The following is a 12085-nucleotide window of genomic DNA, read 5'->3' on the forward strand; positions in this document are numbered from 1 at the left end:
TTTGGACAGGTTGGTGATCGACCTGTGAGGGTCTGCTCGCCGCCGCCAGTGTAGCGGGTGGCGTGCTCGATGTACGGGGTGTGTGGCGGGCTGGGGATCTTGTCCCGGGGCCGGGTGCTGGGGTGGGGTGGCCTGCGGAGGGTGTCAGGAGTGCAGTGGGTTGAGTGCTCGGGTGATCGAGTTGTTCAGCCAGGCGTAGCCGAGGTAGATCAACAGGGCTCCCCGGGCGCCATATGCCGGGACTCGCTCATGGGGGTAGGCCTGGTCGAAGCGGGAGTGGATGGACTCGCTGTCCTGGCGGAAGCCTTTCAGGCGGCGGCCGGCGGGGGTGCTGGGAGGTACCTGGCGGAGATGCTCGGTGCGGTTGAAGCGCTGCTTCTTCGTCTTCGGGTCGACCTGCCTGTCCTCGTCGGTCTCGTCGACGCGGATCCGGAGTTGGTGTGTCTTGGTGAGGCAGGGGATGGTGATGCGGTGGTAGAAGCGGGTGCTGTTCTTTCCGTCACGGCACTCGAGTTCTTCGACGGGCAGAGGCGTGTAGAGCGTCTCGTTGCCGTCGAAGAAGCGGCGCTCGCACACTCTGCCCTCGGCGACGTAGAGGTCGTGGGAGCAGGGGCCGTCCTTGTGGCGCAGGAGCGACTGGGGCGTGAGTCCGTCGAGCTGTGGGGTGAACACGACGAGGCCTTCGGCGATGAGGGGTGCGCGGTGCCTGCCGCGCAGGGCGGCGTCGTAGGTGACGGCCTTGGTGCCGCGGGCGCGCTTGAGGATGCGCTTGACCATGGCGACCAGGGCGACGCCTTCCGATTCGCGATCGGGGTCTTCCTTCACAGATTTGTGGCGGATGGATTCCAGGGCGAGGATCACGCGGCTGTGAGGGGTGGCGGCCAGGCGTACGGCGGTGGAGAGGAACTTGTTGCCGTAGACCTGCTTGCCGCCGCCTTCGATGCAGATGCCAGCGTCTTCGTCGACGCGGCGCTGGCGGATCTCGCCGGTCCTCTTGTCGACCGTCTCGTGCTCGGAATGCCCGGAGGGAGGTCTTGCGACGGTGGCGTCGCCGTGGAGGACCTGCTGGCGCTCGGGGCGGACGCGGCTGGTTCTTTTGCTGGTTTCGCAGAGCATGCCGTGCGCCAGGGCCTGCTCAACCCACAGGTCGCTGCTGATGTCACGGATCTTGTCGTGAGCGGGCTTGAGGTGCCGCCGGAAGTAGTGATTCCAGTTGCTGCGGGTGGGGCCGGTCGGCCGCAGTGCGTCTGCGGCCTCGTCGCCCAGGTGTGTGCGGATTGCTGAGCGGATGCGCTTCCACCAGTCCTCATCCTGAAAGTGGGCAGCGGTCGCGCGTGCGGAGCCGAAGACGGAGATCGAGCACAGGAAGATCAGGTAGATGACGGGGGGATGGTGCGGAGGTCGGCCGACCGGTCGGGGCCCAGGCAGGGTATCGGCCGCGGCGTAGAGGTCCGGGTTATTGATCAGGTAGGCGAAACGGCGGTCGGTGATCAGGTGTGGGGCCTGCGGCCCGTGCAGTTCTGGCGGGTCGCTCTTCGCTCCGAAGGTGTCGTCGGGGATCGTTCCGTAGATGTACGGCGGCGGGGTGTTCTTGGGCTTGCGGGTGGTCTTGGACGTGCGCTTGGGGCGCGTGGCCCTGTGGGGTGTCATCGCGGATCTCCGCCGATCTTCCAGGCCAGTCCGGCGAGGTCGGCGGCGTTGTCTAGGGACGAGAGACCGAGCCTTCGGGCGACTTCGGAGATCTGGCCGGTCTGCAGCAGCACCTGGCGGGCGACGTAGCGGGTGATGTCGCGGGGTTCGACCCTTCGGGCGGTGGTGGCGAGGCCCGAGAGCCGTGCGATGTCGTTGAAGCCAGCGCCGACGCTGGCCTGCGCCGCGTACGGGGTGGAGGAGTCGCTGGTGACGAGGCGGCGCCGGCCCGACTGGTGCTCGGCTAGGTAGTCGGTGCGCAGACGGAGGGCGCGGACGGCCCAGGGGCTGAGCGGGCAGGTTCTGGGGGTGGTGCGTGTGCTGCCTACGGTGGTCACGGTGGCTAGTGCGAGGTCCAGGTCGCCGGGGGTCGCCTGAGCGGTCTCGGCGCTGCCGAGGCCTGACAGCAGCAGGGCCAGCAGGGCAGCGTGCCGGGTCGCAGGCATGCCGCGTTCGGAGTGGAACTGGAGTTCCTCGATTTCCGCGTCGGTCAGTTCGGCGCCTGTGCTGCGAGGCGGCCGCGGGATGGGAGGGGAGTCGAGCAGGGGCACGGCCTGGGTCATGCCGAGGGCCCGGGCGTGCGCGAAGAGGGAGGCGAGGGCGGAGCGGCGCTGCCGCCGTGTGCCGTCTTTCGGAACGAGGGTGATGTTGTCGTGGCGGTCGCGGCCGGGCGCGTCCATGAACGAGTCGGTCAACTGTCCGGTGACATCATCCATTTGGTGGATACCCTGGGCGTCGGCGAAGACATCGAACCGTTCACTGATCTGGATGTAGAGGTCGACTGTCTCGATGGCCATGTCGCCGTCGGCTGCCTGCTGCAGCCACTGACGGCTGACTTCGAGCAGCACCCGGCGGATGGCGGGCCTAGCCATGCCGGACCACCCCTTGAAGAGGGCCGGAACTCGCGCGAACGTGGGCGGGCCTGCGATCGATCGCGCTACGGTGGTTGTCCCTCGCCTTGTGTGAGGACATGCCGAAGCCCCTTCCTGCACGGCGCTGCCGGGCGGGTCGTCGGGTGGAGGTGGGAGTCCGGCAGCGCCGCACCGGCCAAGGAAGCTGGCGCTGCCGGACTGTATTTTGTGTTCCGGGGCTAGGTGACGCGATGGCCCCGGAGTTTGGCGGTGAGGGCCGTGATGGCCCTCAGATGACTGTGGAGTTCGAGGACCTCCGCCGAAGTCAGACGAGTCAAGTCCGCCAGCAGAACCGGTGGCAGCAGAAGTGACAAGAGATCCTGATCGGGGCCCGTTCCCCCAGGCGGCTGGCCGCCGAGGGCCTCAGTACGCGGGCGAGGTACCTCCGTCTGCGGCTGCTCGTCACCGTCTTGCACGCCCTTGGAGTCAGGCTGTCGGGTGCTGCCGGACTGACACTCGTCCTGAGTCAACGGTTCCTCGGCCGCACTCGGCTCGTCGTCCTCGTTGGCAGTCTGCGGTGCCTCGTGAGGCGTGTCGGTGCCCTGGGTGCCTGTGGGCGGGGCGTCTGTGTGACTGGCGCCCTCGAAATAGTTCAGCTCGCCGGACTTCTCCACCGTGACGAGACCGACCGCGACCATCAGATCGAGTAGAACGTGGGCCTGCTTGATGCGCTCAGGCCCGGCTTTGGCCGCCACCATGAGGGCGGCCACCAGGCCCTCACGAGAGACGGGGCCGTGTCGGCAACGGTCTCTGACCGTTCGCGCGAACCATTGCCCCCTCCACTTCGTCCTCAGCGCTCCAAGCCCTTCGGCTTCACCGCGCGCGAAGGCACGTGCGATGTACCGACCCTTCTCGCTGGGCAGATACGTCGCTCGTCGGTGCCCCTTGGTGAGTAGTCCGGTGTTCATGATGAACACCGGCACCAGTCCGCAGTTCTTGGCATAGACCCCAGTCGCCGCTGCCAGTTCCTCGGCCCCTACCGGGTTGACCGCCGAGCAGGCGGCCACGGTGACTAGGAGGTACTGCTCCGCCCGCAGCTTGGGCGACGGCATCAGTCGCTCTTCAGGCCTCAGCCTGGCGCGGCCGTTTGTCGGCGGTGTTCCCGCCTGGCGAGTCGACACTGTAGATACCAATCCTTTCAAACCGGCCGGGATGGAAGCGCGACCGATCACGGGTTGCTATTGTTATAGCAACCCATGATTGTGCGGGGTGAGCAAGTCGGCATCCCGTCCGTCACACTGGTCGCATGCCCGGAGGAACGAGACGTGGAAAGAAGCCGCGCGACTATGCCGTGTCCGGCCACTGGCCGTACGCAGTGATGGACAGTGCCCGGCAGGCACAGGTCGGGCAGGCCGTAGCCCGGGCCCTGGCGGAGGCGATGGAGCGGCGCGGCTTGTCGGCCAACGCGCTGGCGACTGCGTCCGGCGTCAACCGGCAAGTCATTTCCAACATCCTTGCCGGAACCGTTTGGCCCGACATGTTTACGCTCGCAAGCATCGAGGAGACGCTCGACGAGATGCTCTGGCCGCGTCACACCGATTGGCCCGCAGGCGATGACGGTGCCCGTCACCAGCCCATTCCCTCGCATCGGCGAAGCGGCGAGGAGTAGTAGCCGGCCGGGTCGGATAGCCGGGAAAAGTCCGATGATGCGCCTGTCATGCGAGGGTCGGCCTCTCGATCGAGGGAACGCAGGCCGAATTGGCCCCTCGCCCGGGAATTGCCCGGTAGCGTGGGGGTACGGCCCAGAGTCGTCAGACCGCCTCCCGCGTTGATGCGTCGGCCTAGGAACCATGCCAACGCGGGAGGCGGTCGCCTTGGGGTGCCTCTAGGCGGCCTCCGTTGTCGCGGCCGCGACGAAGTAGCAGCGACGACCATCATCCGAGTACATCTTCGCCACGAGCTGCTTCTTTGCCAGGTCGTCCATGAGCGTCCGCGCGCGATTGTGAGCCTTCCCGTCGGCCTCGACCTCCTGGCCTTCCAGCCGTACCGCGAGCAGCTTCCCGGTCCACTGCAGCGTGGGCTCACTGTTGATGATCTGCATGGCCTGCATGCCGCGAGGGCCGAGCTTCGATGCGTCAAACGCTGTCGAAGCCTTGCCGTTGTGGCTGCCTTCTTCAGCCGAAGTGGCCGCCGCATCCGAACTGTCCGCAGCCTCGTCGGCGCACGCGTCGGTCCCCTTGCATTCGTCAGGATCCGGCACGTCCTTGAAACTGGACCCGCCCTCGCGCTGCCCGCTACGAAGAGCGGCTCCAGCCCGGGCCGCCGCGTGGAGCATCTCCTGAACGCGCAGCGCCTCCTCGCGAGTGAGCACCACCTGCTGGCGCGCGGAGCGCACCGCTTGCTTCTCAGCTTCCAGCGCGGCGACTCCCGACGTCAGTCGGTCGAGCATGGCGTCGTGCTGTGCCAACTCGGCATCGCACTGGTGAATCAGGGCACCCATATCCACCGCGACCCAGCTGGGATTGGCGGACGCGGCGCCACTGTCGGTGGGCTGCATGGCGATCACCATAGGGCCTCGACAGCACCGGCTCGCCCGCTTTGATGGTCATCGGGGGATCCGCCGGCAGCCCAGGGCGCGTCAGAGAGGCCGGGAGCGTGATGCCTCAGGCCCCGGAAACCGTCGGAGAACGGTAGCTCTGACCTCGTGTGACGGCCCTTAAAACTTGACGCGACTCCTGTGCGCGAGTACTTGAGAACCCGACCACAGCTCAGTCTGTGAGAGGCATTCAGGAGAACGGCCCAGCCCGGATTCCCTAGGCGGGACAGGAGACAGCCACCTGAGAGCTCGCTCGGCTAGCTGGCTGCTGCCGCACTGCAGTGGTGGTGACAGGTGCTCACATCCTGAAGGGTCGAACACCACCTGGACTCAACAGCCGTGAGCAACCACGTGTGGGTCCTGAGAGGCTCACTCCCACTTCATCTTCCGACCCCTCAGTGCCCTGATTCTTCCCTTCACTCGATAGAGGGGCAAGAGGGGTACGTAGGTGACAGACAGAATTCGTGTTGCATCGTGAGGGGCGCAAGCCCTACATGACTTCCGGGCAGTCATCCCGCGCTCTCTATGGGCCCCTGGGCTCCAGTGTCTATGTCCCGCCCGGCGTGAACCTGGGCAAGGACAAGGGCGCGAGGTGCCCTGGTTGCCGGGTCGATACTCCGAGCGCGTTCCTCGCCACGTACAGGACCCTCCGTGTGATGCGCCTGCTGAAGGGTGGGGTAGCCGCCAGCCGAGACACGGCCTGGAACTCCGCTTCGCAAGCCCGATAGCTGGCCCGAACCGGCGCTTGCCACCAGGGCCGCTACCGCCGCCAACGGCAAGGCCCACTACCAGGCATGGGAGTGGGCCCACCCGCAGCTGGCCACCGCGCCACCTGACTGAACCATGAAGGCGAACTCCATCTGATCGAGGACGCATTGGTCCCAATCGAAGCAACGATTTCAGGTCCCGGGTGCTGGTCCCCAGGCTGCCGATTCCTCTGACGTGAGGATGTAGACGACGGGGCAGCCCCATGCGGCACCAGGCGTGTCGGGTTCGAGCAGCACGAGTCCGCACGCCCGGAAGAACGCCCGGCGGCCGGTCGCCTTGTCGCCGTCCTGAAGGACGAGGGCAAGGAACGTCCGACCAGCGGCGTGAGCCGGCGGCGGTGTGCCGCGTCATCTTCGGCACGCCAAGCGCGGCTGTGCGCTTGGCGAGGCCGCCACCTCGGAGGGCTGGGGTGCAACCGCACGTGTCTCCATCTCGATGCGCAGATCACCCTCTCTGTGAGCCTTGGGGAGACCCGAGTCCTGCACCTGGAAGCCGTGAAGGTCATGCACAGCTCGACCAGCACTTGCAGCCGCCGCGCGGCCGTCCCCACTCCTGGGGTTTGACCTGGGCGCAGGCGGCCGACCAAGCCGCTGTCCTGGCCACGATGGGGGAGCGGGGCCGCCGTAAGCAAAGGCGGTTGCGCGACATGGACCACCGAACGGAAAGCAAAGGCCTGTCCACACCCAACCCCGCAGGGCTGCAGCGTCCGGCTGCAGCCCTGCGCACGGTCACCTGGCGAGCCCAGGTCGGTCACGTGCGACCGTGCCCACGGAGGCTTACATCACGACAATGCCGACTGGCACTCCTCGCACCGTCGTACCGCCTGCCGTGTGGTGTTACCCTCTGTCGCGGTCGCTGGGTGGCTGCTGCTCAACCGGTCCCAGAGCCCGTGCGGCGGTTCGGGGATCCAGCCCCAGCGCGGGGCCGTCACCAACTCCTCGGTCAGGTGGGTGCAGGCCCCGGGCAGGTGCGCGTACCGCGTCGGCGAGATCAGGATCGTGTCCGCGGGGAAGCGCCGCCACTCCTGCCTGTGCTGCGGTACAGCACGTCTTTCCGATACGGCCCCGTTTGGCAAGCAGGCGCATCCCAGCCCGACGATGCATTCACATCGGTCGCACCGCCCTTCCTTCACAGTCGCACCCGCCCTCAGCCTGTATTGGTGTCCACCCGGTAGACGATCTTCCCATCGAACTCCGCGAATCCGAGCGACTTGTAGAAGGCACGCGCGTCCGGGTTGTCGCGGTCCGTCATCCACTCGACACGGCTGCACCCGGGGCGTGCGGCGGCCAGGGCACGGAGCTCGTCCATGAGGCGGGCGCCGACGCCCTGGCGGCGGAGGGTGTTGCGGACGTAGAGCTCCTTTAGAAACAAGGAGTGGGAGGAGCCGGCCGCCGGCCAGAGGAACGAGTAGGCGGCGAGCCCGACGAGGTTGCCGGCCCTGTCCTCGACCAGGAGCGCGGACGCCAGCGGCGGCGAGCCGAAGAGCGCCTTCTCCACCTGGGAGTGGCGTTCCTCGAGCGGCTGGATCTCGGTCGATCCGTAGAACCGCTCGATCTCCTCGATCAGTTCGGCTACAGCCACGATGTCCCGCCTGTCAGCGGGGCGGATCGTCACGGTCATCGACATCTCCTGTCGCTCTTCCATCGCTTCACTCGTTCATTCCAACGCGTGATCCTGCCGTGGCGGCACGGCTCATGGCTACAGGGGCGGGGCCGCCGGATCCCAGCCGTGCCGACGTAGGGAGCCTTGGACATGCCGGATGAGGTACTCCAGGTCCGCGCAGTAAACGGACGGATTCTGGTAGCCGCGGGCGGTGCTGAAGCGATGCGGGAGGTAGCCTCCGCCGCATACCTCCACCAGAGGGCAGTCCTGGCATTCCTCAGCGAGCGTGGCCTTCCCGTACTGCCGGTGCAGGAGCCTTGGATGGTGAAGGACCTCGTCGAAGGACTGCCTGAAGACGTCGAGCCCCAGCCAGGAGGCGCCTTCCTCGACGGACCGCAGGGTGTCCACGCCCTCGATCGTGCCGTCGGACTCGATCACGACACTCGTCGGCGGGGCCAGACCCAGGGATTCCACCGAGCCGCGCACGCCGGAGCTGAGCGCCACGATGTCCTCCAGCATCCGTATGCCGTGCCCGTCTTCGGGTCGGGCAAGCCAGGCGTCGTAGACGCGGCTCATCCACATCCCGTACTCGGGCACGCTCGGATCGCCGCGGTGCGGTGGCTCGTCGTGCGTCCCGTGCGGCAGACCGAAGTCGATCAGCGGAGGCTCGAACGACGCCAGGTAGTCGTGGACCTCGACCGGGTCGTTGGCCAGGTCCACAACGGCGAGCACTCCTGCGAACAGGTGGGGTCGGGAACGCAGGAGGTCGATGCCGCGTACGGCCGAGGCGGCGCTCGACCGGGAGGCATGGGTCAACCGATGCCGATCGTTCGCGGACGGCGGCCCGTCGAGGCTGACGCCCACGACAACCTCGTACCGCTCGAAGAGGCCCAGCCACGCCTCCGTGAGAAGCGTCCCGTTGGTCTGGAGCTCGAAACGTACCTCCACACCGGCGGGAACACCTTCCTGTACGGCGCCGAGCAGGTCAGTCATGTGCCGGGGGCCGGCGAGTAGGGGCTCTCCACCGTGCAGAACGACATGCACACCCGGCAGGCCGTTCGCCGCGGCGTGCTCACCGATCCTCCGCCCGGCCGCCCGTGCAATATCCACACTCATTCGGGCGGGTAGACGCTGCCACGCCTGGTCCGCGGAGTTGAAGACGTAGCAGTAGTCGCAGTCGATGTTGCAGCGATTGGCAACCTTGAGAATGAAGGACCGAAAGGGAGCGATGCTCTCGCGCGGCGTCATCGAGCGGGAGAGCTCACAGGGGCCAGGTCCAGATCAGTGAAGCCTGGTGACCACCTTCGCCTGTACGGTTCGCCGCAGTCCGCTCGGCTGCCAGTCGCTGCCGTACACGGGCGGCGACGCGGTCCAGGACAACCGAGCCCTGCGTGGGTTCCGGGGCCACGGGCGTCACCGGGGCCTGCGGCGTGGGAACGGACGTGCGTGACAGCATTCAACGCTCCTCGTGACAGTGCGACGGCGGTTGAGTCGGCGGATCGACCCGCAACGTAGCAGTCCCACTACCTACGATGGCATGCCCAATCCGGCCACAAGCTCGGCTCAACCCGCCTGCGACACAAGCAGCCGCTCGACAGTGTCGGCCGCCCCGTTCGCGCCCAACCGCCGGTACACGGCGAGTGCTTCGCTCAGCGAGCCCTCAGCCTGCGCGGGTCCGTCTGCCATCCAGTCGCAGCGTCCGATCCCTTCCAGCGCCCGCGCCTGCTCCAACGGACAGCGGATATCCCGAGCCAACCCCAGCGCCTGCTCGAAATATTCCCGCGAGGCGGCCCAGTCACCAGAAGCGTGCAGCAGCATCCCCCAGTGGTTCAGGACCTCAGCCTCCCCGCATCGGTCGCCGAGCTCCCGCAGAATCTCCAGGCTCTGCTGGAACGCTTCGACAGCGTGGTCCTGCTCCGCGACGATTCCGTGCGCCACACCCAACTCGCTTAGCGAGGCGGCCTCGCCGCCACGGCTACCGAGATCGCGGTACGAACCCAGGGCGTCCTCCAACACACGGATCGCCTCGGCGACGTTCCCTTCCATGCGGTCCAGCACCCCGAGGTGGCGGACGCTGTTCGCGCGCCCGAACCGCTCGCCGAGCTCCGTGTAGTGCTCCAGCGCCTGGGCATGGGCCTCCCGTGCCCCGGGTAGGTCGCCGGTCAGTCGCTGTACGACGCCGAGCTCGTTGAGGGCGTACGCCTGGTGGACCCGGTCGTCGAGCTCCTGATAGATGTCGAACGCCTGACGGTGCCGCCGCGTGGCCAGCTCATACTCACCCATGAGGCAGTGCACGATGCCCAGGTCCCGCAGCGAGTTGGCCTCTCCGTAGCGGTCACCCAGCTCGCGATAGATCGATAGGGCCTCGGTCTGCTCCTCCACCGCCACGTCGAACTGGCTTGTCTGCCGGCGCACCATGCCGAGGTCTGCGAGCGCGTTCGCCTGGCCGAGCCGGTCGCCGATGCCACGGTAGAGGGCGAGGGCCTCGGTCTGGGAGCGGGCCGCGGCTTCGTTGTCCGCGATTATGTAAGAGACGATGCCCGCCTGGTTCAGAGCGTCCGCCTTGCCGCGTCGCTCGCCGACTGCCTCGTACTCCGTCACCGCCTCGTTCAGGGCCTCGATCGCCTCAGGGTAGGCGGCCATGAAGCGCCGTACGACTCCGACCTCGGCGAGCGCGCAGGCCAGCGCGCGCCGGTCGCCGGTGTGCCGGGCGGCCTCGGCGGCCGTGCGGTGAAGGCTGACGGCCTGGTCCCACGGGCCGGCCTGCCGCAGGAAGGGGGCCATGGCCGCGGCCATACGGATGACCAGCTCATGCAGCGCGAGCCTGTTCGCCCGCCGGATGCAGGCAAGGACGTTCGCCCGCTCGTTCTCCAGCCAGCCCAGGGCCGCCGTACGCGACTCCATGGGCGGCGTCTCCACCTGCGCGGCGACGTCTGGTGGCGCCGGTGTGGCAGCGCCACCCCGAAGGATGTGTCCGTTCGCGACAGAGAGGGCGGCCAAGTAGTAGGTGCACACGCGCTGAACGGCCTGAACTTGTTCCATGGTGCCTTCCTCGTCGGCGAGACCGCGGGCGTAGTCACGTAAGAGGTCATGAAGCCGGTAACGGCTTCCAGGGTGTTCGTCGATCAGATGGGCGTCGTAGAGCGCGTCGAGTTGCTCGCGCGCCGCAGCCACCGAGACTGAGCCGAGCGCGGCACCGGCATAGGCGTCAAGGTCGGTACCAGGGTAGAAGCCGAGATGCTGGAAGAAGCGCTGCCGCTCCGGCGCGAGGTCACGGTAGGACAGGTCGAACGTCGCGGCGACTGCGCGCTCCCCTGCCCGGAGTTCTCCCAGTCGGTCCCGTGCCGCCACCAGCCGCGCCCGCAGGTCCTCGGCGCTCCACGACGGATGATGGCGCAGCCGCGCTGCAAGCAACGAAACCCCCAGCGGCAAATACCCGCACAGCCCCACCAGCTCCGCGAGCACGGCATGGTCGAGCGAGTCCGCCGGCCGCCCGCTGAGACGTACGAAGAGGTCGACCGAGTGCTCCGGCGGCAACGCCGCCACCGGCAGGATCACCTCCTCGTACGCCGCCAGCCGCTTCCGGCTGGTCACCAGCACGAGACAGCCGCTCCCGCCCGGGAGCAGAGGCTCAAACTGGCGATAGCTGGCCGCGTTGTCGAGGATGAGTAGCGCCTTCTTGTCCGCGAGCCGACTCCGCCACATGGCCGCCCGCGCCTCGGCGACCGCGCCCACGTCGTCGCCAACGGGAATCCGCTGCACAGGCACCCCGGTCGCGGCCAGCAACGAAGCCAGCGCCTCGGTGGCCTGCACCGGCGCGCGTCCCGTCGTGTGCCCGTTGAGGTTCACGAACAGCTGCCCGTCCGGGAATCGTTCCGACAGCACATGGCCGGCGTGCACGGCGAACGTTGTTTTGCCGACCCCCGGCATTCCGTCGATCACATGCACGGGCAGCGCCGAGCCGCTCTCCTGCGAGATCCTCACGGACCGGACCAGCGCCTCGAGTTCGGCGCTCCGGTCGGTGAACGCCGCGGTGTCGCGTGGCAGCGACCGCAGCACCAGGGCGGCCCCTGGAGGTTCCGACCCGTTCCCCGGCTGATGCGGCTCAGGGGACCGCAGGGGCGTGCGGGTCTCCGACAGCGCGGCGAGCAGCATGGTCAGCCCGACCGTGGCCCCGCCCAGCACTGCGAACGAGAACCAGGCATGCCGCTGTAACCACCCCAACCAGCCTGGCCACTCCGACTCGGACACCGCGTTCGTGACGAGTCCCACGAGCATCGTTGTCACGGCACCCCCGGCTGCCACGACGCCGATCGTGATCCCCCGCCGGAGCCTCATGCGCAGACCGCCCGTCCACCGAGCGGAAAGACCGAATCCGTCTTGCTACCAGGGGCACGACACATCGAACCTAGAACAGCCCTGACCACGAAGCCCCCCGAGTCCGACGCCCCAACTCCCCAAGCGCATCAGCTATGGAGGACCTTGGTAAAGGCCGCCTCTACGCCAATAAACGCCCTGTTTCAGGCCGCCTGCCTCAGAGGAAGAAGACACCCAATGTGCTGAATGCTCCGGAGCTAGG

Annotated in this window: 9 protein-coding genes; 1 reads left to right on the forward strand and 8 read right to left on the reverse strand. The window is 67.6% G+C overall.

The features are described 5' to 3' along the window. Nucleotides 1-144: 144 nt before the first annotated feature. The 3 genes from ACF1B9_RS14310 to ACF1B9_RS14320 form a co-directional block, all read right to left on the reverse strand. Nucleotides 145-1650: a hypothetical protein gene (locus ACF1B9_RS14310; RefSeq protein WP_391742424.1), complete on the reverse strand. Its 1506-nt coding sequence runs from the start codon at nt 1648-1650 to the stop codon at nt 145-147. Beyond that, nucleotides 1647-2561, reverse strand: coding sequence for a hypothetical protein (locus tag ACF1B9_RS14315; RefSeq protein WP_391742422.1), 915 nt, complete (start codon nt 2559-2561; stop codon nt 1647-1649). Before ACF1B9_RS14315 ends, ACF1B9_RS14310 begins: the two co-directional genes overlap by 4 nt. A 218-nt stretch (nt 2562-2779) precedes the next feature. Then, nucleotides 2780-3652 (reverse strand): hypothetical protein, encoded by an 873-nt coding sequence (locus tag ACF1B9_RS14320; RefSeq protein ID WP_391742420.1) that lies wholly within the window; start codon nt 3650-3652, stop codon nt 2780-2782. A gap of 194 nt (nt 3653-3846) precedes the next feature. On the opposite strand from ACF1B9_RS14320, the gene ACF1B9_RS14325 reads away from it, so the two are divergent. Further along, nucleotides 3847-4209 carry a helix-turn-helix transcriptional regulator gene (locus ACF1B9_RS14325; RefSeq protein ID WP_230543608.1) on the forward strand — a complete coding sequence of 121 codons (363 nt, stop codon included), beginning with the start codon at nt 3847-3849 and terminating at the stop codon, nt 4207-4209. 216 nt (nt 4210-4425) lie between these two features. Here the strand turns inward: ACF1B9_RS14325 and ACF1B9_RS14330 are convergent, their stop codons facing one another. From ACF1B9_RS14330 to haaT, 5 genes are all read right to left on the reverse strand, one after another. Continuing rightward, entirely contained in the window at nt 4426-5097 is a 672-nt protein-coding gene (locus ACF1B9_RS14330; RefSeq protein ID WP_391742418.1) for a hypothetical protein, read from the reverse strand. A gap of 1953 nt (nt 5098-7050) precedes the next feature. Further along, nucleotides 7051-7524: a cyclophane-containing RiPP N-acetyltransferase HaaN gene (gene haaN, locus ACF1B9_RS14335; RefSeq protein ID WP_391742416.1), complete on the reverse strand. Its 474-nt coding sequence runs from the start codon at nt 7522-7524 to the stop codon at nt 7051-7053. Nucleotides 7525-7602: 78 nt separating this feature from the next. Then, nucleotides 7603-8754 carry an FxsB family cyclophane-forming radical SAM/SPASM peptide maturase gene (locus ACF1B9_RS14340; protein WP_391742414.1) on the reverse strand — a complete coding sequence of 384 codons (1152 nt, stop codon included), beginning with the start codon at nt 8752-8754 and terminating at the stop codon, nt 7603-7605. Nucleotides 8755-8767: 13 nt separating this feature from the next. Beyond that, a complete protein-coding gene (haaA, locus tag ACF1B9_RS14345; RefSeq protein ID WP_391742412.1) occupies nt 8768-8962 on the reverse strand; it encodes a HaaA family cyclophane-containing RiPP peptide in 195 nt (64 codons plus the stop codon). Between the two features lie 107 nt (nt 8963-9069). After that, on the reverse strand, nt 9070-11844 hold the full coding sequence (gene haaT, locus ACF1B9_RS14350; protein ID WP_391742410.1) for a cyclophane-containing RiPP biosynthesis TPR protein HaaT: 2775 nt from the start codon (nt 11842-11844) through the stop codon (nt 9070-9072). Nucleotides 11845-12085 lie beyond the last annotated feature (241 nt).

Origin of the sequence: Streptomyces sp. NPDC014727 (assembly GCF_043083485.1) — a bacterium.
GTDB lineage: Bacteria > Actinomycetota > Actinomycetes > Streptomycetales > Streptomycetaceae > Streptomyces.

What these genes read in the sequence shown, in the direction of transcription:
- ACF1B9_RS14310 (WP_391742424.1), bottom strand. Translation starts at nt 1,650, where the DNA reads ATGACACCCCACAGGGCCACGCGCCCCAAGCGCACGTCCAAGACCACC.
- ACF1B9_RS14315 (WP_391742422.1), bottom strand. Translation starts at nt 2,561, where the DNA reads ATGGCTAGGCCCGCCATCCGCCGGGTGCTGCTCGAAGTCAGCCGTCAG.
- ACF1B9_RS14320 (WP_391742420.1), bottom strand. Translation starts at nt 3,652, where the DNA reads ATGCCGTCGCCCAAGCTGCGGGCGGAGCAGTACCTCCTAGTCACCGTG.
- ACF1B9_RS14325 (WP_230543608.1), top strand. Translation starts at nt 3,847, where the DNA reads ATGCCCGGAGGAACGAGACGTGGAAAGAAGCCGCGCGACTATGCCGTG.
- ACF1B9_RS14330 (WP_391742418.1), bottom strand. Translation starts at nt 5,097, where the DNA reads ATGCAGCCCACCGACAGTGGCGCCGCGTCCGCCAATCCCAGCTGGGTC.
- haaN (WP_391742416.1), bottom strand. Translation starts at nt 7,524, where the DNA reads ATGACCGTGACGATCCGCCCCGCTGACAGGCGGGACATCGTGGCTGTA.
- ACF1B9_RS14340 (WP_391742414.1), bottom strand. Translation starts at nt 8,754, where the DNA reads ATGACGCCGCGCGAGAGCATCGCTCCCTTTCGGTCCTTCATTCTCAAG.
- haaA (WP_391742412.1), bottom strand. Translation starts at nt 8,962, where the DNA reads ATGCTGTCACGCACGTCCGTTCCCACGCCGCAGGCCCCGGTGACGCCC.
- haaT (WP_391742410.1), bottom strand. Translation starts at nt 11,844, where the DNA reads ATGAGGCTCCGGCGGGGGATCACGATCGGCGTCGTGGCAGCCGGGGGT.